Annotated in this window: 19 protein-coding genes and 2 pseudogenes; 16 read left to right on the forward strand and 5 right to left on the reverse strand. The window is 59.3% G+C overall.

Going from position 1 to position 22273, the window contains the following annotated elements; all coding sequences use genetic code 11:
- Nucleotides 1–13 precede the first annotated feature (13 nt).
- Nucleotides 14–1036: pseudogene (locus ACOYXG_RS10205) on the forward strand (chitinase); the annotation flags it as partial.
- Nucleotides 1037–1144: 108 nt separating this feature from the next.
- Here ACOYXG_RS10205 and pdxR read toward each other — a convergent pair.
- Nucleotides 1145–2605, reverse strand: a complete 1461-nt coding sequence (gene pdxR, locus ACOYXG_RS10210; RefSeq protein WP_460357443.1) for a MocR-like pyridoxine biosynthesis transcription factor PdxR — start codon at nt 2603–2605, stop codon at nt 1145–1147.
- 188 nt (nt 2606–2793) lie between these two features.
- On the opposite strand from pdxR, the gene ACOYXG_RS10215 reads away from it, so the two are divergent.
- The 11 genes and pseudogenes from ACOYXG_RS10215 (at nt 2794) to ACOYXG_RS10265 (ending at nt 14003) form a co-directional block, all read left to right on the forward strand.
- Nucleotides 2794–4335 carry an FAD/NAD(P)-binding protein gene (locus tag ACOYXG_RS10215; RefSeq protein WP_081730309.1) on the forward strand — a complete coding sequence of 514 codons (1542 nt, stop codon included), beginning with the start codon at nt 2794–2796 and terminating at the stop codon, nt 4333–4335.
- On the forward strand, nt 4332–5543 hold the full coding sequence (locus ACOYXG_RS10220) for an MFS transporter (protein ID WP_460357446.1): 1212 nt from the start codon (nt 4332–4334) through the stop codon (nt 5541–5543). Before ACOYXG_RS10215 ends, ACOYXG_RS10220 begins: the two co-directional genes overlap by 4 nt.
- 47 nt (nt 5544–5590) lie before the next feature.
- Nucleotides 5591–6784, forward strand: a pseudogene (locus ACOYXG_RS10225) (pyridoxal phosphate-dependent aminotransferase); the annotation flags it as partial.
- 209 nt (nt 6785–6993) lie between these two features.
- Nucleotides 6994–7773: a YqcI/YcgG family protein gene (locus ACOYXG_RS10230; protein ID WP_049827967.1), complete on the forward strand. Its 780-nt coding sequence runs from the start codon at nt 6994–6996 to the stop codon at nt 7771–7773.
- On the forward strand, nt 7773–8612 hold the full coding sequence (locus ACOYXG_RS10235; RefSeq protein ID WP_096795628.1) for an arginase family protein: 840 nt from the start codon (nt 7773–7775) through the stop codon (nt 8610–8612). The genes ACOYXG_RS10230 and ACOYXG_RS10235 overlap by 1 nt, the downstream gene beginning before the upstream one ends.
- Nucleotides 8605–9462, forward strand: a complete 858-nt coding sequence (gene dapF / locus ACOYXG_RS10240; protein ID WP_167797070.1) for a diaminopimelate epimerase — start codon at nt 8605–8607, stop codon at nt 9460–9462. Before ACOYXG_RS10235 ends, dapF begins: the two co-directional genes overlap by 8 nt.
- Nucleotides 9449–10411: a cysteine synthase A gene (cysK, locus tag ACOYXG_RS10245; protein WP_027614693.1), complete on the forward strand. Its 963-nt coding sequence runs from the start codon at nt 9449–9451 to the stop codon at nt 10409–10411. The genes dapF and cysK overlap by 14 nt, the downstream gene beginning before the upstream one ends.
- A gap of 48 nt (nt 10412–10459) precedes the next feature.
- Nucleotides 10460–11611 (forward strand): homoserine O-acetyltransferase MetX, encoded by a 1152-nt coding sequence (gene metX, locus ACOYXG_RS10250; protein WP_460357451.1) that lies wholly within the window; start codon nt 10460–10462, stop codon nt 11609–11611.
- Nucleotides 11598–12341, forward strand: coding sequence for an SDR family oxidoreductase (locus tag ACOYXG_RS10255; protein ID WP_096795626.1), 744 nt, complete (start codon nt 11598–11600; stop codon nt 12339–12341). Before metX ends, ACOYXG_RS10255 begins: the two co-directional genes overlap by 14 nt.
- Before the next feature lie 48 nt (nt 12342–12389).
- The gene (locus ACOYXG_RS10260; RefSeq protein ID WP_460357454.1) at nt 12390–13304 is read left to right on the forward strand and encodes an ATP-grasp domain-containing protein; all 915 of its coding nucleotides are present in this window, start codon (nt 12390–12392) and stop codon (nt 13302–13304) included.
- 108 nt (nt 13305–13412) lie between these two features.
- Complete coding sequence (locus ACOYXG_RS10265) at nt 13413–14003, forward strand: NUDIX domain-containing protein (RefSeq protein ID WP_460357457.1); 591 nt, start codon at nt 13413–13415, stop codon at nt 14001–14003.
- An 83-nt stretch (nt 14004–14086) separates the two neighbouring features.
- On the opposite strand, the gene ACOYXG_RS10270 is transcribed toward ACOYXG_RS10265, so the two are convergent.
- Nucleotides 14087–14602: a methylated-DNA--[protein]-cysteine S-methyltransferase gene (locus ACOYXG_RS10270; RefSeq protein ID WP_097088078.1), complete on the reverse strand. Its 516-nt coding sequence runs from the start codon at nt 14600–14602 to the stop codon at nt 14087–14089.
- Nucleotides 14603–14752: 150 nt separating this feature from the next.
- Here ACOYXG_RS10270 and ggt point away from each other — a divergent pair, with 150 nt between their 5' ends.
- Both ggt and ACOYXG_RS10280 read left to right on the forward strand, forming a co-directional pair.
- Nucleotides 14753–16480 (forward strand): gamma-glutamyltransferase, encoded by a 1728-nt coding sequence (gene ggt / locus ACOYXG_RS10275; protein WP_460357460.1) that lies wholly within the window; start codon nt 14753–14755, stop codon nt 16478–16480.
- A gap of 70 nt (nt 16481–16550) precedes the next feature.
- The gene (locus ACOYXG_RS10280; RefSeq protein WP_460357463.1) at nt 16551–17084 is read left to right on the forward strand and encodes a cysteine hydrolase family protein; all 534 of its coding nucleotides are present in this window, start codon (nt 16551–16553) and stop codon (nt 17082–17084) included.
- Nucleotides 17085–18085: 1001 nt separating this feature from the next.
- Here the strand turns inward: ACOYXG_RS10280 and ACOYXG_RS10285 are convergent.
- Nucleotides 18086–18727 carry a TetR family transcriptional regulator C-terminal domain-containing protein gene (locus ACOYXG_RS10285; RefSeq protein ID WP_460357466.1) on the reverse strand — a complete coding sequence of 214 codons (642 nt, stop codon included), beginning with the start codon at nt 18725–18727 and terminating at the stop codon, nt 18086–18088.
- Between the two features lie 241 nt (nt 18728–18968).
- Between ACOYXG_RS10285 and ACOYXG_RS10290 the strand changes: the two genes are divergently transcribed.
- Nucleotides 18969–19604 carry a hypothetical protein gene (locus ACOYXG_RS10290; protein WP_150369646.1) on the forward strand — a complete coding sequence of 212 codons (636 nt, stop codon included), beginning with the start codon at nt 18969–18971 and terminating at the stop codon, nt 19602–19604.
- 43 nt (nt 19605–19647) lie between these two features.
- On the opposite strand, the gene ACOYXG_RS10295 is transcribed toward ACOYXG_RS10290, so the two are convergent.
- Nucleotides 19648–20193, reverse strand: coding sequence for a hypothetical protein (locus ACOYXG_RS10295; protein ID WP_047601640.1), 546 nt, complete (start codon nt 20191–20193; stop codon nt 19648–19650).
- Nucleotides 20194–20276: 83 nt separating this feature from the next.
- A complete protein-coding gene (locus ACOYXG_RS10300) occupies nt 20277–20567 on the reverse strand; it encodes a DUF7693 family protein (protein ID WP_460357470.1) in 291 nt (96 codons plus the stop codon).
- Between the two features lie 157 nt (nt 20568–20724).
- Here ACOYXG_RS10300 and ACOYXG_RS10305 point away from each other — a divergent pair, with 157 nt between their 5' ends.
- Complete coding sequence (locus ACOYXG_RS10305) at nt 20725–22170, forward strand: SulP family inorganic anion transporter (protein ID WP_460357473.1); 1446 nt, start codon at nt 20725–20727, stop codon at nt 22168–22170.
- Nucleotides 22171–22273: the final 103 nt, after the last annotated feature.

The following is a 22273-nucleotide window of genomic DNA, read 5'->3' on the forward strand; positions in this document are numbered from 1 at the left end:
GAAGGATTAGAACATGTCAAATATCGACTTCACGCTAGTGCAAAACCAGGCGGCCGACGCGGCCGCGCTGATGCCGAGCATCGCCGGCAAAAAAATACTCATGGGCTTCTGGCACAACTGGCCGGCGGGTCCAAGTGACGGCTATCGTCAGGGCCGCTTCGCCGAAATCGCTCTGGAAGCGGTGCCCAAGGAGTACAACGTGGTCGCGGTGGCGTTCATGAAGGGCAGCGGGATTCCAACCTTCAAGCCGTACAACGTCTCCGATGCCGAGTTCCGGCGTCAGGTCGGCGTGCTCAACAGCCAGGGGCGGGTGGTGCTCTTGTCCCTGGGGGGCGCCGATGCGCACATCGAGTTGCGCAGCGGGCAGGAACAACCGCTGGCCAATGAAATCATCCGTCTGGTGGAAGTCTACGGCTTCGATGGCCTGGACATCGATCTTGAACAGAGCGCGATTGATTTCGCCGCCAACAAGACCGTGCTGCCGGCCGCGCTGAAACTGGTCAAGGATCACTACGCAGGCCAGGGCAAGCACTTCATCATCAGCATGGCCCCGGAGTTTCCGTACCTGACCACCAATGGCAAATACGTCGGTTACCTGCAGGCACTGGAAGGCTATTACGACTTCATCGCGCCGCAGTTCTACAACCAGGGCGGCGACGGGGTCTGGGTGCCGGAAGCCAATAATGGCAACGGCGCGTGGATCGCGCAGAACAACGATGCGCTGAAAGAGGACTTCCTCTACTACCTGACCGAAAGTCTGGTGACCGGCACCCGGGGCTTCACCAAAATCCCGGCGGACAAATTCGTCATCGGCCTGCCGGCCAACGTCGATGCGGCGGCCACCGGTTACGTGATCGACAGCACCGCCGTCGGCAATGCGCTCAAACGTCTGGCGATCAAAGGGCTGCCGATCAAGGGCCTGATGACCTGGTCGGTAAACTGGGACAACGGCGTCAGCAAGGATCGCGTGCCGTATGGCTGGGAGTTCAGTCGGCGTTATGGACCGCTGATTCACGGAGCGAAAACAGCGGCGCAGGAAACGGATGACACGTTGTCGCGCGTCGCCCGTTAGCAGCAATTAAAGAGCCCGGTAGCGCTGCCGGGCTTTTTTGCGTGGGCCAGGCAAACAATGCCCGGATGTGAGTCATAGCGGAGCGGGTTGTTTATCCGATCGGGACGCGCTCGATACATTGAATGACTTGACGAGATCCAGCAAGCAGGCAGCCGCCTGATTGATCTGCGTATCGGTAAGCGCCGCGTAGCCAATCAGCACGCCAGGTTTGACCGCGTGACTGCTGGTGAATGCGGATACCGGTTGCAGGCAAAGATTGAAGAGGGCAGCCCGTGCGCAGAATTCTCTTTCATCAATGTCTGCGGGTAACCAGAGCACAAAATGTAATCCGGATTGCTCGCCGGAAATCTGCAGATCAGGGTTTTCTCGCAGCTTTGAGATCAGCAAATCGCGTCGATGTTGATACGTCTGTCGCGAGATGCGCAAATGCCGTACATATTTTCCGGTGCAGAGAAACTGGTTGAGTGCGAGCTGACCCAGTATGCCGGGCGTCTGGCCGGTGTCTTCGATGAGGTTGATGACTTTCTTCTGTAAATGTTTGGGAATGACCATGAAGCCCAGACGAAAGTTGCTGAACAGGGTTTTATTGAAGCTGCCGCAGAAAATCACCCGGTCGTTTGTATCTATTGATTTGATGGCGGGCAGGGGAGCACTGCCATAGTTGTACTCGCTGTCGTAGTCGTCCTCGATGATGATCGCATTGGCTGCGGTCGCCGAGGCCAGCAGGGCCTTGCGGCGTGCCATGCTCATGCAGACACCCAAAGGAGCCTGGTGAGAGGGCGTGACATAAATGGCCTGAACCGGACTGGCGGGTGACAGCGCTTCAACGATCAGACCTGCATCGTCCACTGGAATATCGATGATTGTGTTGCCGGAACAATTGAATATCCGCCGGGCCCAGTAATAGCCGGGATCTTCCATGGCAACGACGGCCTCTTTTCCCAATACCCGGCTGATAAGGTCGAGACAGTGCCTGATGCCGTGGGTAATCACGATGTCCTGAGGTGAGCAGTCAATTCCCCGGTAGATCTGGATATGGTCGCAAATGGACTTGCGCAAGTTCTCGTCACCGCCGAGTGACGAGGCCGATACTGCGGTGGCGAGGTCTTTGGCGGAAGGTGTGCATAACGACTTTACATCTTTTTCTTCGAGCAATCCCGGATCGGCCAGTCTGGCAATAAACGGTACATACGGCTGTAAATAAGTAATGGGAGCAGGTGAATCGGATGACCGGTGAGTATCAAGTTCGACTTGCAGTTCCTTAGTTCTGGCGGCGGCGATCAGATTATCCGGCAATGTTGCGCAGACTACCGAGCCGGCACCTCGCTTGCGAATGATGAAACCTTCTTCGCGCAATTGATCGAAAACAGTTTCCAGGGTCCCTCGGGAAACTCCCCATCTTTGCGCAAGCGTACGCGTGGAGGGCAGCGCTTCGCCGGATTGGAGCCGACCGGAACTGATCAGGTGTTCAAGGAAACGGCACAGAAGCTGATGTTTGGTGGACAGCGAATGTTCGGTCAATTCGAACGGCAAGACTAGGTCGAGGCCAACTGGCCGCTTACCTCTGGTCATAGTGGTACACACCAAAATCCATTTAATGGATCTTCATCTTAGCGCGGCATACAAATACGCTCAACGCCGCTCAAGCTAACGCGTTGAGGGGTGGCGCGCGAGTCATTGGGGTCAAGAGAAACTGGATTGGTATAGGGATATCGTCGGCAATGACTGCTTTTGAAAAACTGTCAACACTCAATAAGACTAATCATCGCGAGCCGCAACTAAAGATTGCGATAGTCGGAGGGGGTGCAACAGCGATTAGTGTAATTGATGCGTTGCAGCGCGACGTTAAGCTGAAAAATATGGATGTTGCAATTACCCTCTATGAGCCTGACAAGAAAATAGGTCCAGGTCGCGCTTATCAAAACGATGGTGATTATGGATTGATTAATCGCCAGGCCCGATTCATGTCCGTGAAAAGTGACGATCCCCGGCACTTTGTAGGATGGGTCACTCATAAATATGGAAGTGCACTGGCGCAACTTGATTTCTTGCCGCGTCACTATTTTGGTGAGTACCTGTCCGATTGTTTTGCCGAGCAAGTGGCGCTGGCGCGCGACCTCAAGCGGCCGATTCGGGTGATCGGGCAAAAGGTCACCAGCCTGACAATGCACGATGACAAAGCGGTCGTCGGTGTCGAAAACGGGCCGCAACAAGTGTTCGACCGGGTGATTCTGTGCATCGGTACCGCAGAGCCGGCGGATATCTTCTCGTTGGCCTGCTCCCAAAACTACATCGGCAATCCGTATCCGATGTGGACCAAGTTTTCCGCGATTGGCGGCGACGATCAGGTGGCGATCATTGGTTCCAGCCTCTCCGCTGTCGATGCAGTCCTGGCCCTGAATGCCCAGGGACACCGCGGCAAGATCGTCATGCTGTCGCGCAATGCGCTGCTGCCAGCGGTGCGCATGCCGCATCACGACTTCACTTACAAGGTCATCACCCGCGAACGTATCGAAGAGCTGCGTGATGAAGCGGGGATGATCTCCTGGTCGAAATGGCTTGGCCTGATCACCTTCGAACTGACGGCCCAAGGCGTGGATCTGGAGAAGCTCAAGGCTGAACTGGCGCCAGGTCAACTGCCGTTCGAGCGCCTGGAGCGCCATCTTCAAGCATCGGCCCGTGGCGAAAAGTGGCTGTCCATCCTGATTGATATTGCCAACGACTACGTCGAGCTGGCCTGGGACAGCCTGAGTGCGGGCGATCGCAGTTATTACATGGCCAACTATCACTCGATTTTCATGAGCCTGTGCAACCCGATGCCTCCGGCAACGGCCAACAAGTTGCGCAACATGCTCGAATCCGGACACCTCGTGATTCGTCCTGGCCTGAAGGGCGTGGAACTGAGTCCCGGTGGCGGTTTCGTCCTGAATTACCAGGCAGGCGCCTGTCATGCCGACTGGGTCATCAACGCCACTCGATCTGAAACCGGTGGTGTCGGGCAGACCGGTACCGAGCTGGTGTCTTCGATGGTCAACAATGGCGTCGCTCAGCACCATCCGTTTGGTGGACTGCACGTGTCATTCGGCTCGCACAAGGTCATCGACCGCAGTGGCAAGGCCAGCGACGCTATTTATGCCTTGGGCCAACTGGCTGCCGGTAACCATTACTACACCAGTTCACTGGCCATGATCACACGTCAGATCGACCGGGTTCTGCCGCATTTGCTGACGACTGATCAATACCTCAAGGAGCTTTCTGCGTGAAATCCAGCCGCCCCGGAATCCTGTTACCTGCAGCGTTGTTGTCGGCCGTAATCGTGCCGCAGCTCGGACTCGGTCTGATGACGCCCACCGTTGCAAAACTGGCGGAGGAGTTTCGAGTCCCCCATGAGGCGATTCAGGAAACGTTTGTTGTTTACATGATCGGGTATGCGTTGTCCGTGGTATTGGCGGGGATTCTTGCCGATCGTATCGGAGCCCGTCGCGTACAGATTTCGGGGTTGCTGATTTGTGCTGCCGGGTGCCTGCTTGCAGCGTTCTCGGACTCCTTTTACCTGTTTGCGGTTGCGCGTTTCATGCAGGCCCTCGGAGGGTGTGTAGGGACCGTAACCACCAGGCTGATCGTGAAATCCGATTATCCGGAAAGCAAACGCCTGCGAATTCTCACCACCCTTGCCTCGGCGATAGCGCTCACGCCGTGTATCGCACCGTTGCTCGGCGGCATGTTGTTACCTTCGCTGGGATGGCGCTGGATGATGGGCGGCGTGGGGATGTTCAATCTCGCGGCATTGGTGCTTTTCTGGCAGGTCGACACCTCCCCGGGGGCATCGGATTCGACGGGGCGCAGCATCATTGCCGTTTATGCCGCCAACTTCAGAAATGCGGATTATCTGGCTTATGCCGCCGGCATCAGTCTGGTGTGGATGAGTTACTTCGTGTTCCTGTCCTGTTCGACTTATGCGTTGCAGACGGAACTGGGCATGTCTAGCCTGGGTTACGGCGCGGTGATCTCCCTGTGCGCCGTCGGTTATGTGATTGGCAGTACGTTGGCGCGAGCATTGAGCGCCAGGTGGGCGTTGAACGAGATCCTGCTGCTTGGAAGCAGGGTAGGCATGGCCGGGTGCATGTTGCTGGGCATTCTGCTGTCGGTGTTTGGCAGTGTGCTGCCGGCGCTGCTGATTCCGATGGTGCTCATTCTGTTGTCGGTCGGGATGGTGATTCCCGCGACTCAGGCCGGGCTATTGAAGAGTGTCAGTCGTGATATCGGTATTTCCTCCGGGCAGTTTTTCTTTTTCCAGATGGCGGCGGGGGCCGGTTACGGTTTGCTGGTCAGTTCCTTTTCCGAACTGGGCGTTCGTGGCCTGGCACTGTTTATCGCCATTCCGATGGTCGTGTTGTTCGTTTTCCTGAATATGTCGCGGGCACTGTCGAAGTCCCCGGAAGAACAGTTGAAGGCAGTCTCTCGGACCTGAGTTTGCTGTTGCTGCGACCCTGATAAAAAAAACAAGGATGTGTAGTCGTGCAGTATCTGAAATCGCTGAAGTTGAACAGTGTGTGTTATGACATTCGTGGCCCGGCACTGGAGCAGGCCAGAAAGATGGAGGAGGACGGCCAGCGCATTCTCAAGTTGAATATCGGCAATCCCGCGCCCTTCGGTTTCGAGGCGCCCGACGAGATACTCCAGGATGTGATCCGTAACTTGCCGACGGCGCAAGGTTACAGTGACTCCAAAGGCTTGTTCAGCGCCCGCAAGGCCGTCATGCAGTACTGTCAGCAGAAGCAGATCGAGGGCGTCGGCGTCGACGATATCTACCTGGGCAATGGCGTCTCCGAGCTCATTGTGATGTCACTGCAGGCGCTGCTGAACAACCGCGACGAAGTGCTGGTGCCTGCTCCGGATTATCCGTTGTGGACCGCCGCGGTGAGTCTTGCCGGGGGCAATGCGGTGCACTACATGTGCGACGAGCATCAGGACTGGTGGCCGGACCTCGATGACATACGGGCCAAAATCACCCCCAACACCCGAGCGCTGGTGATCATCAACCCCAACAATCCCACCGGTGCGGTGTATCCGCGAGACGTGCTGCTGGGAATGCTGGAGATCGCGCGCCAGCACAATCTGGTGGTGTTCTCCGACGAGATCTACGACAAGATTCTCTACGACGAGGCGGTGCACATCAGCACCGCCTCGCTGGCGCCGGACCTGCTGTGCCTGACCTTCAACGGGTTGTCCAAGTCGTACCGGGTGGCCGGGTTCCGCTCCGGCTGGCTGGTGATTTCCGGGCCGAAGCAGCATGCCGCCGGCTACATCGAAGGCATCGACATGCTGGCGAACATGCGCCTGTGCGCCAACGTTCCGGCCCAGCATGCGATCCAGACCGCGCTGGGGGGTTACCAGAGTATCAATGACCTGGTCTTGCCTCAGGGGCGCCTGCTCGAACAGCGCAACCGGGTGCATGAACTGCTCAACGCTATTCCTGGCGTCAGTTGCGTCAAGCCGATGGGCGCGCTGTACGCATTTCCAAGGATCGATCCGAAAATTTTCCCGATCAAGGATGACGAGAAGTTTGTCCTCGAACTGCTGATGTCGGAAAGGCTGCTGGTGGTTCAGGGAACCGCGTTCAACTGGCCCGCACCCGACCATTTTCGCGTGGTCACGTTGCCGGCATTGCCGGACATCGAAGACGCCATGGCGCGGATTCATCGATTCATCAGCAGCAGGTCAGTCAACAACCTGAGCGTTCGTCGAGTGGCGAATAACGCCCGGGACCTGTGGCCGGTCTTCTGATTCCAGACGCAGATCAAGTAAGCAAGTTGTCATGCCTGACGTAAGTTCGTGGCAGGTGTGACAGCGCAAAGTGCCAGACGGCTGGATGCCACACTCGGCCATCTCTCTAAGTTGTGCAGCATAAAGGAATGAGTATGCGGAACTTTGATGCGCAGGTTTCTTATCGGGTCATGCTTTCTCAGGATGAGGTCAATCATCATGGGGCCGATTGGGAGAAAGAGGCCTTGAATGAACTGGAAGAGCGACTTGGAGCAGGGTCCGACTTTCCCTGCATCTTTTCCAAGAATGCATTCAAGAAGTCTTCGATCAAATTTGTATTTGTCGACACTTTGGATGCTCAAGGGCTGGCGAAACTGGCTGAAGGGTTAAAAGAGTATGTAACGCTTTCCAGAACATGGAGTGGTTCAATCGAAGACGCTTATCCGCTCATCGTGTTCTTTTCAACCGATGCGATATCGGCGAGTACCGCGCAGGAGTATCAGGCCGCCGGGTGGGGCGTGCTGCAGAGCCTGCACTGGCTGGATGAAAGCCCGTGGCCGGACAGCGTCGATGTCGACCCGGAGTCACCGTTCTGGTCGATGTGCTTCGCGGGAATGCAATTGTTTGTGAATATGAGTTCTCCCGCACACAAACTTCGCAAGAGCAGAAATCTCGGGTCGAGATTTGCGCTGGTGATTAATCCGCGTGAACGCTTCGATGTATTTGCCGGCGATACCGTGGGCGGACGTAATGTTCGCGCCAATATTCGCAAGCGCATCCTTAAATATGATTCGGTGCCCCACGCCTTGCAATTGGGCGGGTTTGGCTCTGACGCCAAAGAGTGGTGGCAATACGGTTTGATTGAAGAAAATGCAGAGCGCACGGATGTTTGCCCGTTCAAACATTCCAGCCATGAAAATAAAGAGGAAGCCTGATGTTCAAGTTGATTGTATCCAACGGCAGAGTGGCAGACCGCACGGCATTTACCCGTATCGGCGCGTTGAAGGCCGCGTCGGCACTTGAAGCAAAGTACGGTGTAGCGCCGCTGTATATCGGTGACGGCAGCTGCGAGCCGGCGGCCGATGACTGGACAGTCAGTCTGCCGGCAGGACGTGAGCAGATCGATTCGCTGTATCGCGCCGTGGCCTGTGCGGTAGAGGAGCAGCAACTCACAGTGGTCATCAACGGCACCTGCCCGGCCAGCCTGGGCAGCGTACCTGCGGTTGCCAGACATTACCCGGACCTTTGTCTGGTGTGGGTCGATGCCCATGGTGACTTCAATATTCCGACGACCACTGACACGGGCTACCTGGGCGGGATGGTGGTGTCGGCATTATGTGGCCTCTGGGACAGCGGCTGTGGCGCCGGCGTGCGTGCGGAGAACGTCATTCTGGTCGGCGCGCGTGACATCGACGGGCAAGAGCAGCGTCTGCTGAGCGCCAATAATGTGCGCACGCTTTCCCCGCAGCAGGCAACCGCCGAAGCGGTGCGCAGCGCGATCGGCCAATCGAAGGTCTGGGTGCACATCGATTGGGACTCTCTTGAGCCTGGCTACGTGCCCGCCGACTACGCAGTGCCTGACGGTCTGCTGCCGCAACAGCTCGCGGCGATCCTGGGAGCAATTCCGCTGGAGCAGATCGTCGGCCTGGAAATCGCCGAGTTCAACGCCTCCTGCGATGCGGCGACGGCACAGCGTGCGACCCAGTGCATCATCGATATCGTTGACCCGCTCCTGTCCAAAGCGTGTCTTGAGGCGAGTGTGTGCCATGCATAAGCCGCCTGCTGCTGCCCGGCTGCGTTTCAGCAAGATGCACGGTGCGGGCAATGACATGATCATTCTCGATCTGCGTGATGCGCAGGATCCGTCGCGCGAATTGTGCAAGTACCTGGCTAACCGCCATAAAGGTATCGGCGCCGATATGGTCCTGGGCGTCAAGGCGGCGCGCAATCCATCGTCCGTGGCCTCGTTCGATATCTGGACGGCGCAGGGCGAGTCCTCCCGGCAATGCGGCAACGGCGCGCGGTGTGTCGCCGCATGGCTGGTTCGGGCAGGCCTGACGGAGGCGTCCGAGTTCACCCTCGACAGTCCCTCCGGTACCCACCGGGTCCGGGTCATGGAGGACGGCAACTATCAGATCAGCATGGGCGCACCGAATTTCTCGCCCGCCGCCATCCCGGTGTTCGGCTTCGACCAGGCGCAGTCGGCTTATCAACTCGAACTCGCCGGGCAACACCTGGCGTGTTCGGCGGTATCGATGGGCAACCCGCATGCGGTGATCGAAGCCGAACGTGATCAGTATGAGATTCCAGCTGTCGGCAGCGCCCTGCAAAACTCCGGGTATTTCTCCCCTGACGTCAACGTCGGGTTTGTACAGCTGCAATCGCGCAACAGGATAAAACTCAAGGTCTACGAATTCGGCGCAGGCGAGACGCTGGCCTGCGGCAGCGGTGCCTGCGCGGCGGTCGCGGTGCTGGCGCGGGCCGGGCGGGTCGACCGCTCGGTCGATGTCGAACTGCCCGGCGGAACCCTTGAAGTGACATGGGAGAGTGACTTGTCCGCGATGTACCTCTCCGGCCCTGCTGAATTCGTATTTGATGGAGAACTCGCTCATGCCGTTGTATGAAAGCATTCTGGACACGATCGGCCGTACGCCAATCGTCAAGCTGCAAAGGCTCGCCCCGGAACACGTCAGCATTTATGTGAAGGTCGAGTCGTTCAACCCCGGTGGGTCGGTCAAGGACCGGCTGGCGCTGGCGGTGGTACTCGACGCCGAAGCCAGAGGCCTGTTGAAGCCTGGCGATACGATCGCCGAATGCACCTCCGGCAACGTCGGCATTGCGTTGGCGATGGTTGCCGCGGCGCGCGGCTATAACTTTGTGGCGATCATGTCCGACAGTTACTCGATCGAACGGCGCAAGCTGATTCGTGCCTATGGCGGCAAGGTTCTGCTGTTTCCTGCTCACCTGGGCAGCAGCGGCGGCAACCAGATTGCCGATGAACTGGCGCAGAAGTTTGGCTGGTTCAGATCGCGACAATTCGATAACCCGGCCAACCCTTCCTATCACCGCGAAACCACCGCCACCGAAATCCTCGGTGATTTTGCCGGTAAACGCCTGGACTACTTTGTCACCGGTTTCGGCACCAGCGGCACGCTGACCGGCGTTGGCCAGATGCTGCGAGTCGCGCGACCTGCGGTGCAGATCGTTGCCGCAGAACCGGAAAATGCTGCGTTGCTGTCGGGCGGCACCTGGGGCGTGCACCAGATTCAGGGACTCGCGCCCAACTTCACGCCGACCATCATGGACAAGACCGTCATCGATAAAGTCCTGACCGTGAACGAGTACGAGGCGCGCGACACTTCGCAGCGCCTGGCCAGGGAGGAGGGGATCTTCGTCGGCATTTCTTCGGGCGCCTCGGTCGCCGCAGCGTTGAAGGTTGCCGAGACCGCAGCGGCCGGTTCGGTGCTGCTGGCCATGTTGCCGGATACCGGTGAACGTTATCTCTCGACGTTCCTGATGGACGGCATCGCCGAAGGTTCCGACGATGACTGGTTGCAGTCGCTCGAGCCGTAACAGGCAACCGGTTACTTGGCGAAGCAGGCGCTCTAAGGGATTAGCATCATGGTGGAAACTCTTCCGGCAGCAGATTACATCGAGTTCGCGCGCCCGTTTCCAATGCATCGTGGAGGTGTACTGGAAGATTTCAGGCTGACGTATGAGACGTTCGGGCAACTGAATGATCGTCGCGACAACATCGTCCTGGTGCTGCCCGGCATGTCCGCCAACAGCCACGTTTGCAGTGTCGCCCGCGATCCTGAGGCGGGCTGGTGGGAGGACTTTGCCGGTTCAGGCAAGCCGATCGATACAGACCGCTGGTATGTGATCTGTTTCAACTATCTGGGGGGGTGCAAGGGCTCGACGGGGCCGCTGTCCACCGAGCGGGCGAGTGGCAGGCCTTACCAGTCGCGCTTTCCCGAGCTGAGCATCGAAGACATCGTCGACACGATCGTCATGGCCGTGAAAGCGCTGGGCATGGCGCAAGTGACCTGCCTGATCGGCGCTTCGATGGGTGGCATGTGTGCGCTGGCCCTGTTGACCCGGCATCCGGGGTTTGTCCGGCATCACATCAACCTGTGCGGCGCGGCCAGTTCGCTTCCCGTGTCCACAGCCTTGCGTTCATTGCAGCGGGAAGCCATCCGCAGTGATCCGCTGTGGGCCGGTGGCGAGTATTCGCCGGATGCGCGCCCGATCCATGGCATGACGCTGGCTCGCAAGATCGGCCTGTTGAGTTATCGCTCCGGCGCGCAATTGAATCGCCGTTTCAGCCGCGGCGATCAGGCGGCGGGGAAATCCGCCGGCATGACCCACGACTTTGAAGTCGAGGATTATCTGCAGGCCAATGCCTGGCGATTCGCGCGGGATTTTGACCCCAACAGTTATCTGCAGCTAAGCCGCGCAATTGATCTTTATGCCTGTCTGACGCCGCCGCAGGGCGGTTTTCAGACTGCCGGGCTGGAGCAGGTTCTGGTGGTCGGCGTCGAGAGCGACACGCTGTTTCCTGTTGCGCAACAGCAGCACATCGCTCAAGGGCTCGAGCAGGATGGTGCCGAGGTGACCTTTGTCCGGCTCGATTGCCCGGACGGCCACGACGCCTTTCTGACCGATCTGCGGGCGTTCGGGCCGCTGTTGGAACATTTCATGAATCGTATTGGTTCCGTCCTTCCTGCGGGCAGGGCGGAGCGTTGTCTGGAGTTGCACGATGAACGATTTTGACAAGGTTGCATTGGTGACCGGTGCCAACCGTGGCATCGGTTTCGAGGTGGCGCGACAACTGGCCGCCGAGGGCGTGACGGTGGTGCTCAGTGGCAGGAATTATCAGGCTGTCGCTCAGGCGGCCGATGAGCTGACCGGCATGGGCTTGAAGGCGTTCCCGTGCCTGCTGGATGTCACGGATGAAGACAGCATCGCCTCGGCGGTCAAATTGCTGGAGGCGAAGTTTGGTCGACTGGATATCCTGATCAATAACGCCGCGATCCGTATCGAATCCTACGGGTTGAACCCTTCGCAACAACCACTTCAACAGTGGCGCCAGACGTTTGAAACCAACCTGTTCGGCATGGTCGCGGTGACCCAACATTGTCTGCCGCTGATTCGCCAGTCTGCGGCCGGACGCATCGTCAACGTATCCAGTCTGCTGGCATCGCTCACCACCCATACGGACGTCGATTCCTACGCCTATTCACCGATGTTCAAATCCTTGCCGGGCTACAGCGCCAGTAAAAGCGGGGTGAATTCGTGGACGGTTCATCTGGCTTACGAGCTTCGCGATACGCCCGTCAAGGTCAATGCCGTGCACCCCGGTTACACCAAAACCGGCATGAATGATGGCGCCGGTGATCTCGATGTGCAGGAAGGCGCGCGGACCAGTGTCGCGCTGGCATTGATCGGTGCCGATGGCCCCACGGGCACTTACCGCCATCAGGACCGCGTGATTCCCTGGTGAGTCGTCGCTGTTTTTCTGCTTCCAACTGTTCAGTAGAAAGGATTCATCATGATTAAGCTTGCACTCGTCACCGATAAGCCGAACCTGCACATTGACTACGACATGCCGCCATTGCTTGAAGCCTGCAAGCAACTGTCGATCAACGCCGATGTGTGTTTCTGGGACGATCCGTCAATCGATTGGGCGGCGTATACCGCCGTATTGATCCGTTCACCGTGGGACTGCATTGAAAACCTCGACGAATTCTTTGCCTGGTGCGACAAGGTGCATGCACTGACCTGCCTGTTGAACGTGCCGTCCGTGGCCCGGTGGGGCTTGAACAAGCTGTACCTGAAGGACATTGCTGCGCGCGGCGTGCCGATTATTCCCAGTGTGTTCCTGGCGCCCGACGACGCTCCCGAGGGTCATCTGGCTGAGTTCCTCGACGCGAACACCGACAGCCATGAATTTGTCGTCAAACCGACGATCGGCTCGTATTCGCGCGGAGTGAAAAGATTTGTCCGCGGCGGTTCCGAGGCCGCGCTGGCGCACATTCGCGCGCTGCAAAAGCGCGGTTCGCACGTGATCATCCAGCCGTACATCACCACCATCGACACTTACGGCGAGACGGACCTGACCTTCTTCGATAACACCTTCAGCCATTCCATTCGCAAGGGTGCCATGCTCATGGCGGACGGTACGGTGAACGTGCCAACCCCCGAATTTCGCCAGCCGCGCGAGGCGGATGCCGAGGAGCAGGCGGTGGCGCTATCGGCGCTGGTGGCTTCTGCCGAGGTGCTCGGGCTTGAGCTGCCGTTGCTCTACGGCCGGGTCGATGTGATCCGCGACTATGACGGTCGGCCGATGATCATGGAAATGGAGATCTGCGAGCCTTCGCTTAACCTGCCGTTTCGCGCCGACAGTGCGATGAACCTGATCAAAGGCGTGCTCATGCGCATCGACCGGCACCTGGTCGATCTCTGACACCATCCGCGAACACCAGTAAACAAGCCCGACAGCATTGCCGGGCTTTTTTTGTGCGCGCGATTATTCGACTATGGGCGTTTTCCGATGGCACAAGGAACAGGCGTCATGACCAAGACAGCCGAGCGGGTCAACATTGTCGATACTCAGGTGTTGTCCCACGACTGGTATCTGTTGCAGAAAATCACCTTCGACTATCTACGCAACAACGGTGACTGGCAGCGGCAGACTCGCGAAGTCTACGACCGTGGCAATGGCGCGGCGATTCTGTTGTTCAACCGCGAAAAGCGCACGGTGGTGCTGACCCGCCAATTTCGCTTGCCGGTGTTCGTCAACGGCCACGACGGCTTGTTGATCGAAGTGGCGGCGGGGCTGCTGGAAGGTGCGGCGCCGGAACAGCGGATCCGCGACGAGGCCGAAGAGGAAACCGGTTACCGCGTGCATGAGGTGAAGAAGGTCTTCGAGGCCTACATGAGCCCCGGCTCGGTGACCGAGAAACTGCACTTTTTTATCGCCGAATACGACGCGAAGTCGAAGGTCAGCGAGGGCGGCGGCCTGGAAGAGGAAACCGAAGAACTGGAAGTGCTGGAGTGGCGCTTCGATGAGGCACTGGCGGCGTTTCAGCGCGGCGAGATCTGCGACGCCAAGACCATCATGCTGTTGCAGTATGCGGCTATGAATAACCTGTTTGTCCGATAAAGCAAAGATCGCAGCCTGCGGCAGCTCCTACAGGGAACGCATTCTCATGTAGGAGCTGCCGCAGGCTGCGATCTTTTGATCTTCTAAAACAAATCCCCAGTCCTGCCCACCGCCGACCAGCTACCACCCTCCAGCACCAGCAACCGCTCTTTTGCCTCAAGCCCACCCGCAAACCCGGTCAACTTCCCCGACGCGCCGATCACCCGATGACACGGCGCCACAATCGAAATAGGGTTGCGCCCGTTCGCCGCGCCCACCGCACGCACCGCCGTCGGGTTGCCGATCTGCTCGGCGATCTGGCTGTAGGTGCGCGTCTCGCCAAAGGGGATGGTCAGCAGCGCCGCCCAGACCTTCTTCTGAAAATCGGTGCCGACAAAATCCAGTTCCAGGTCGAAGCGATCACGCTTGCCGGCAAAATATTCCTCAAGCTGCTGCGCGGTTCGCTGCAGCAGCGGATTGTCCGGCGCTTCGCTCATCGGACCGAGGCGCACCCGGCCCGGTTTGTCGTTTTCCCAGAGGATGGCCGCCAGTCGTGAGCCGTTCGCCACCAGCTTCAATTCGCCGACCGGTGAGGGCAGGGTGATGAACGTGTACGACATGGGCAGAACTCCGGATCGGTACGGCGAGAGCGCCCAGCATACTGCCTGAGCGGGGAGGCGCAAATCGCAATAGCGACCATACTGCTTGGTGCTTTTGCTGCGTTCCCCTCTGTTCTGCACAGAACCCGAAAACAAAAAAGAGATCGACTCATGAAGTACGAACCTTTGGCCAAAACGCTGATTGCGACGTCACTGGCACTGAGCTGCCTCATGGCCCACGCCGCTTCCGTGGCCCCGGTCGCCGCCGAAAACGGCATGGTGGTCACCGCTCAACACCTGGCCTCGCATGTCGGTGTCGATGTGTTGAAAAACGGCGGTAACGCGGTGGATGCGGCGGTCGCTGTGGGCTATGCGCTGGCGGTGGTGTATCCCGCCGCAGGCAACCTCGGCGGTGGCGGTTTCATGACCATTCAACTGGCGGACGGGCGCAAGACCTTCCTCGACTTCCGTGAAAAAGCCCCGCTGGCGGCGACCGCCAACATGTACCTGGACAAGGACGGCAACGTCGTCCCGGATCTGAGCACCCGTGGTCACCTCGCCGTGGCGGTGCCGGGCACCGTGTCGGGCATGGAGCTGGCGCTGAGCAAGTACGGCACCAAACCGCGCAAGGACATGATCGCTCCGGCGATCAAACTGGCGGAAGACGGCTTCGAGCTGGAGCAGGGCGACGTCGATCTGTTGGACTACGCCACCGATGTGTTCAAGAAGGACATGCGTGATTCCGGCTCGATCTTCCTGCACAACGGCGAACCGATGCAGGTCGGGCAGAAACTGGTGCAAAAGGATCTGGCGAAAACCCTGCGCACCATTTCCGAAAAAGGCGCTGACGGTTTCTATAAAGGCTGGGTGGCCGACGCAATCGTCACGTCCAGTCAGGCCAACAAGGGCATCATCACCCAGGCCGACCTCGACAAATACAAGACCCGCGAACTGGCCCCGGTGGAGTGCGATTACCGTGGCTACCATGTGGTCTCGGCACCACCGCCAAGCTCCGGCGGGGTGGTGATCTGCGAGATCATGAACATCCTCGAAGGCTATCCGATGAAGGATCTGGGCTTCCATTCGGCCCAGGGCATGCACTATCAGATCGAAGCGATGCGCCACGCCTATGTGGATCGCAACAGCTATCTGGGCGACCCGGATTTCGTGAAGAATCCGATCGAGCACCTGCTGGACAAGAACTACGCCACCACGCTGCGCAACGCGATCCAGCCGCAGAAGGCCGGGATCTCCGCCGAGCTGAAACCCGGCGTCGCCCCGCATGAAGGCAACAACACCACGCACTATTCGATCGTCGACAAGTGGGGCAACGCAGTGTCGGTGACTTACACCCTCAACGACTGGTTCGGCGCCGGGGTGATGGCGAGCAAGAGCGGGGTGATCCTCAACGACGAGATGGACGACTTCACCTCCAAGGTCGGCGTGCCGAACATGTACGGTCTGGTGCAGGGCGAGGCCAACGCCATCGCCCCGGGCAAAACCCCGCTGTCGTCGATGAGCCCGACCATCGTCACCAAGGACGGCAAAGTGGTGATGGTGGTTGGTACGCCGGGTGGCAGCCGCATCATCACCGCGACCTTGCTGACCATGCTCAACGTCATCGACTACGGCATGGGCCTGCAGGAAGCGGTCGACGCGCCACGCTTCCACCAGCAATGGATGCCGGAAGAAACCAACCTCGAAGATTTCGCCGCCAGCCCGGATACGAAGAAGATCCTCGAGAGCTGGGGCCACAAGTTCGCCGGGCCGCAGGATGCCAACCACATCGCCGCGATCCTGGTCGGCGCACCGTCACTGGGCGGTAAACCGGTGGGCAAAAACCGTTTCTACGGGGCCAACGATCCACGGCGTAATACCGGGTTGTCATTGGGTTATTGAGCGGCGTAAAAAAGGGCGGCGGGGCTTGGCTCCGCCCCCTGTCTCAAGGATCGATCAAGGAAGGCCCATCATGTCTAGCGCATTGCTGATCATCGACGTCCAACAGGCTCTCTGCTCAGGCGAGTATCAGTGCTTCGACATCCACCGTGTGATCGACACCATCAACCAGCTCAGCACCCGCGCGCGCAAGGCGGGTGTGCCGGTGGTGCTGATCCAGCATGAGGAAAAGGACAGCCCGCTGGCCCATGGGGCCGAAGGCTGGCAACTCGCCGCCGGATTGCTGACGACCGCCGAAGACCTGCGCGTAGGTAAAACCACCCCGGATTCGTTCTACCAGACCGAGCTGGGCAAACTGCTGCCCAGCGAAGACTTCGAACGCCTGATCATTTGCGGCCTGCAGACCGACTACTGCGCCAACGCCACCGTGCGCAGGGCGCACGAACTGGGCTACGACGTGGTGCTCGTCGCGGACGCTCACTCCACCGTCGACAACGGCACCATGAGCGCCGAAGACATCATCGCCGAACACAACAAGGACCTGGCGCACCTGACCGGCGCGACGGCCCGGGTCGACGTCAAACCCGCAGCCGAGATCACTTTCTAAAACCAGCGCATACCCCTGTGGGAGCGAGCTTGCTCGCGAAAGCGGTGGGCCTGTGACGCATGTGTTGGCTGACCCGACGCCTTCGCGAGCAAGCCCGCTCCCACAATGATTGAAGGTGTTCACCAATTCCCACGCCCAGCACAACCCCCCTGTGGGAGCGGGCTTGCTCGCGAAAGCGGTGGGCCTGTGACGCATGCGTTGGCTGACCCGACGCCTTCGCGAGCAAGCCCGCTCCCACAATGATTGAGGGTGTTTACAGATTCCCACGTCCAGCACAAACCCCCTGTGGGAGCGGGCTTGCTCGCGAAAACGGTGGGTCTGTGACGCATGTGTTGGCTGACCCGACGCCTTCGCGAGCAAGCCCGCTCCCACAATGATTGGTGGTGTTCACAGATTCCCTTGCCCAGCACAACCCCCTGTGGGAGCGGGCTTGCTCGCGAAAGCGGTGGGCCTGTGAAGCATGCGTTGGCTGACCCGACGCCTTCGCGAGCAAGCCCGCTTCCACATTGCTTGATGGTGTTCACCAATTCCCACGTCCAGCACAAACCCCCTGTGGGAGCGGGCTTGCTCGCGAAAGCGGTAGGTCTGTGAAGCATGCGTTGGCTGACCCGACGCCTTCGCGAGCAAGCCCGCTTCCACATTGCTTGATGGTGTTCACCAATTCCCACGTCCAGCACAAACCCCCTGTGGGAGCGGGCTTGCTCGCGAAAGCGGTAGGTCTGTGACGCATGTGTTGGCTGACCCGACGCCTTCGCGAGCAAGCCCGCTTCCACATTGCTTGATGGTGTTCACCAATTCCCACGTCCGGCACAAATCCCCTGTGGGAGCGGGCTTGCTCGCGAAAGCGGTGTGCCTGTGACGCATGCGTTGGCTGACCCGACGCCTTCGCGAGCAAGCCCGCTCCCACAATGATTGATGGTGTTCACAGATTCCCATGTCCAGCACAAATCCCCTGTGGGAGCGAGCTTGCTCGCGCTGGGCTGCGTAGCGGCCCTCATTCCTCAAGTCGCAAACAAAACCCCACGAATCTCCCCAACCCGCGGGGCCACGACGCCCTCCAGCACCAAGCGCGTAATGGTCTCGGCTGCCGTCGCGTAATCCTCATCCTGCGGCACTGCGCGCCCGGTGATGCAGCCCATTTGCCAGCCAATATTGGTGTAGGTGCGGGTTGCCGACCAGATGAACAGCATCAGGTGTTCCGGGTCCACCGGGGCCAGCAGGCCGCGCTCGATCCAGCTGCGCAGGCACTCGACGTTGCGTCGGGCTTCGGCGTGCAGCACGTCGCGGCATTCGTCTGGCAACTGGCGCCCGCCGAGCAGCAGCTCGCCGCTGAATACCTTGGCAATCGCCGGGTGTTCACGGGCGATGCGGATGCGCGCGGCGATGTAGGCGCGCAGGCCGATCATGGGATCGTCGCTTTCGCGCAACGCTGCCGAGGCTTCCAGCAGCGGTTCGACAAACCCCAGGAGGACTTTCGAGTACAGGTTTTCCTTGGTCTGGAAGTAGTAATACAGGTTGGCCTTGGGCACGCCGGCACGGGCGGCGATGTCGCGGGTCTGGGTCGCGTCGAAGCCGTTGGCGGCGAACTCTTCGCTGGCGGCGGCGAGGATCAGTTGCTCGTTGCGTACGCGGATGGCGCTCATGGGAACACGGTGTGAATAGAAGGCATGGGCAGATTCGGGCAAATTCGGTTTCGCAATATACAAAACTATATAGCGATGAGACCAGCAAACTGCTCGATTTGCGGCAAAGCTGAGCGGATATTTTTGTGTAAATTTTCTGATTCAGTCTTTCCTCACGCGACCGCTCTCTCTAGAATCCGCCCCGCCTCCGCAATGGAGGCTCATTGCTATCATTTGGCTCGGTTCACATAGGGAAGACAACATGCAATTCGGGAAAATCCTGGCGCTGGGCCTAGTGCTTGCGCTCGGTGGCTGTGCCAGTTTCACCAAAGACGAAGTCGCGCCGGTCAAGCTGCCATCGATGGCCAGCTACGCCAACAAACCCAATGTGTATGTGGATTTCGACTTCTATCAGGGCGAGCCGAAAAGCGCTTCGGCCGTAGAAGTGCCGCAGGCGCGTGACCAGCTCAAGCCTGAGCTGCAAAAGATTCTGAGCGATTCAGGCCTTTTCGGCCGTGTCACCCTGGACGAGTTCCAGAAGCAACCGGGCGACTACAGCCTGCGTCTGAAAATGTACAACCATCCGCCGAATGCCGGTTCGATGGTGCTGGGCTTCATCAGTGGTTTCAGCCTGGGGGTGATCCCGGCATACGGCACCGATCAGTACACCATGAGTCTCGAAGCCGTGGACGGCACAGGCCAGGCCCTGACCACCGCGAGCAACCATGATGCGGTCGGTACCTGGATCGGCATCTGGTTCATTCCGCTGATGGGCAACACTCCGAAGGCGGCGGTCAACGACACATTCGCCCGTCAGGTCAACGCGCTGCTCAAGCAGATGATCGACAACAACAACCTGAAATACTCGGCGCTCGAGACCCGCACTCCGCGGGCCTGATGCCAAAAAAAGAGAGCCGCAATCGCGGCTCTTTTTTTCGCCCTTACTTCAGGGCCTGGATGAACTGCGGATCGCTGTACAGTTCCTTCAACAGATCACGCAGCATCGGGTTATAGGCGTTGACCGCATTCGGAATCGCGATGAAACCAAAGAAGCTGCTGCTCCACTGGCTGCTGACATGCTTGGTCGCGTCGTAAACCACGTTCTGCCCATTAAGCAGGGTGAAGCGTGCCGCGAGTTCGCCATCGCCCGTACCCATGCCGGCCGACAGGTTGTTCTTCACCACCAGCACTTTCAACTGACGCTGAGCCTGCGGATCAAGCAGACCGGCCTTGCGCAGTTCTTCGGTGATCGCGTCCTGGATATGCGCCGGGATGCTGCCGGATGGCGAGCGCACCGGGTTGGCTCGAACTGTCAGCGAACCTTCGCCAGACTCGGCAGTTACCTGAGGATTGCTGATCGCTTGCAGGGGCGGGGTCTGCTTGAGCTTCTGAACGTTTTCGAAGCTCGGCTCATAGCGGGTCATGGTCATGCCACAACCTTGCAGCAGCACTGCCAGCATCGGGATCAACAACAGAGACTTTTTCACGGCGTTTCCTTGCGTGAGGAATAAGGGGGGGCGAATTATGGGCAGAGTGCCATCATTGAGCAACCGACTTCACCGGGAAGCGCTCAGAGCTTCAACAGATTCTCGATCTGCGCCAGTTCCCAGGTACTGAGCAGATTCACCGGGTCGGTGCCGTAACGGCTGTTGAATTGCCATTCGCGGCCATCCGGGCAGCGGCACTGTTCACAGTGATGCAAGTGCCCACCCTCAAAATCAAGCAACAGGCGCCAGCCCTCGATATCGACCGCGATCAGTCCGGCATCACTGGGTGTCTTGGATCTGTTGAACATCAGCACGCCCAGCGCAGCCTCGCGCAAGCGCTGGCAAACGTCGCGGGCGGTCAGCAATTCAGTCATGGTCTTACCCGGTGGAGGCATAAGCGCGTCAGGATAAATCGCGCGTCGACGGGTGTCAGCGATCACTGGCCCGATTCCGAACTATTCCGTAACATCCGCTCCCCGCTTTTTTACGAACATCAGCGGCCGTACTCGTCGGCCGTCAGTCAGGTAAGCCATGAAACCGAAACGTCTGCGCGCCGATGTCCTGGCCGGACTCACCACCTCATTTGCCCTGTTGCCCGAATGCATTGCGTTCGCGCTGGTGGCGCATCTCAATCCGCTGATGGGCCTGTACGGCGCCTTCATCATTTGTACGCTGACCGCGTTGTTCGGTGGCCGGCCGGGAATGGTCTCCGGGGCGGCGGGTTCGATGGCGGTGGTGATCGTCGCGCTGGTGGTGCAGCACGGCGTGCAGTACTTGCTGGCGACGGTGTTGCTCGGCGGTTTGATCATGATGGCGTTCGGCTTGTTGCGCCTGGGCAAACTGGTGCGCATGGTGCCGCATCCGGTGATGCTCGGTTTCGTCAACGGCCTGGCGATCATCATTGCACTGGCGCAACTGGAGCATTTCAAGAGCGGTGAACACTGGCTCAGCGGCACGCCGCTGTACCTGATGACCGGGCTGGTGCTGCTGACCATGGCCATCGTCTACATCCTGCCGCGCCTGACCCGCGCGGTGCCGCCGGCATTGGTGGCGATCCTCGGCGTGGGCCTGCTGGTCTACCTGTTCGGTCTGCCGACGCGCACCCTTGGCGACATGGCGCACATCGCCGGCGGTCTGCCGACTTTCGCGCTGCCTGACATCCCGTGGACGCTAGAAACCCTGCGCATCATCGCCCCGTACGCGATTCTGATGGCGCTGGTCGGTCTGCTGGAAACCCTGCTGACCCTGAACCTCACCGACGAAATCACCGAAACCCGCGGCTACCCGGATCGCGAGTGCGTGGCGCTGGGCGCGGCGAACGTGGTCTCCGGCGCATTCGGTGGCATGGGCGGTTGCGCGATGATCGGCCAGACCGTGATCAACCTCAGCTCCGGCGGCCGCGGGCGTTTGTCCGGGGTGGTGGCGGGGGTGCTGATTCTGCTGTTCATCCTGTTTCTGTCGCCGCTGATCGAGCGTATTCCGCTGGCGGCACTGGTAGGGGTGATGTTCGTGGTCTCGCAGCAGACCTTCGCCTGGGCTTCGTTGCGGGTGTTGAACAAAGTGCCGCTCAACGATGTACTGGTGATCATCGCCGTGACCACTATCACCGTGTTCACCGATCTGGCCACTGCCGTACTCTGCGGGATCATCATCGCCGCGCTGAATTTCGCCTGGCAGCAGGCCCGCGAGTTGTACGCCGATGAGCATCTGGAAGCCGACGGCAGCAAACTCTACCGCCTGCACGGCACGCTGTTTTTCGCCTCGACCACGCCGTTCCTCAACCAGTTCAACCCGGCCAATGACCCGGCCCGAGTGACTCTTGATTGTCGGCATTTGAGCTTCGTCGATTACTCGGCGATTGCCGCGTTGAAGACCCTGCGCGAGCGTTACGAAAAGGCGGGCAAGGAGCTGCAGGTGTTTCATCTGTCCGAGCGCTGCAAGAAGCTGTTGAAGCGCGCCGGCGTCGAACACCACTGAGTGCAGTTGTGGGCGCGGCTTGCTCGCGAAGGCGGTATGTCGATGAAACGGTATCGACTGCCATTACGCCTTCGCGAGCAAGCCCGCTCCCACAGCGGCGATG

The organism is Pseudomonas sp. G3-39 (assembly GCF_054790485.1).

What these genes read in the sequence shown, in the direction of transcription:
- ACOYXG_RS10215 (WP_081730309.1), top strand. Translation starts at nt 2,794, where the DNA reads ATGACTGCTTTTGAAAAACTGTCAACACTCAATAAGACTAATCATCGC.
- ACOYXG_RS10230 (WP_049827967.1), top strand. Translation starts at nt 6,994, where the DNA reads ATGCGGAACTTTGATGCGCAGGTTTCTTATCGGGTCATGCTTTCTCAG.
- ACOYXG_RS10235 (WP_096795628.1), top strand. Translation starts at nt 7,773, where the DNA reads ATGTTCAAGTTGATTGTATCCAACGGCAGAGTGGCAGACCGCACGGCA.
- dapF (WP_167797070.1), top strand. Translation starts at nt 8,605, where the DNA reads ATGCATAAGCCGCCTGCTGCTGCCCGGCTGCGTTTCAGCAAGATGCAC.
- cysK (WP_027614693.1), top strand. Translation starts at nt 9,449, where the DNA reads ATGCCGTTGTATGAAAGCATTCTGGACACGATCGGCCGTACGCCAATC.
- metX (WP_460357451.1), top strand. Translation starts at nt 10,460, where the DNA reads ATGGTGGAAACTCTTCCGGCAGCAGATTACATCGAGTTCGCGCGCCCG.
- ACOYXG_RS10255 (WP_096795626.1), top strand. Translation starts at nt 11,598, where the DNA reads ATGAACGATTTTGACAAGGTTGCATTGGTGACCGGTGCCAACCGTGGC.
- ACOYXG_RS10260 (WP_460357454.1), top strand. Translation starts at nt 12,390, where the DNA reads ATGATTAAGCTTGCACTCGTCACCGATAAGCCGAACCTGCACATTGAC.
- ACOYXG_RS10265 (WP_460357457.1), top strand. Translation starts at nt 13,413, where the DNA reads ATGACCAAGACAGCCGAGCGGGTCAACATTGTCGATACTCAGGTGTTG.
- ACOYXG_RS10270 (WP_097088078.1), bottom strand. Translation starts at nt 14,602, where the DNA reads ATGTCGTACACGTTCATCACCCTGCCCTCACCGGTCGGCGAATTGAAG.
- ggt (WP_460357460.1), top strand. Translation starts at nt 14,753, where the DNA reads ATGAAGTACGAACCTTTGGCCAAAACGCTGATTGCGACGTCACTGGCA.
- ACOYXG_RS10280 (WP_460357463.1), top strand. Translation starts at nt 16,551, where the DNA reads ATGTCTAGCGCATTGCTGATCATCGACGTCCAACAGGCTCTCTGCTCA.
- ACOYXG_RS10285 (WP_460357466.1), bottom strand. Translation starts at nt 18,727, where the DNA reads ATGAGCGCCATCCGCGTACGCAACGAGCAACTGATCCTCGCCGCCGCC.
- ACOYXG_RS10290 (WP_150369646.1), top strand. Translation starts at nt 18,969, where the DNA reads ATGCAATTCGGGAAAATCCTGGCGCTGGGCCTAGTGCTTGCGCTCGGT.
- ACOYXG_RS10300 (WP_460357470.1), bottom strand. Translation starts at nt 20,567, where the DNA reads ATGACTGAATTGCTGACCGCCCGCGACGTTTGCCAGCGCTTGCGCGAG.
- ACOYXG_RS10305 (WP_460357473.1), top strand. Translation starts at nt 20,725, where the DNA reads ATGAAACCGAAACGTCTGCGCGCCGATGTCCTGGCCGGACTCACCACC.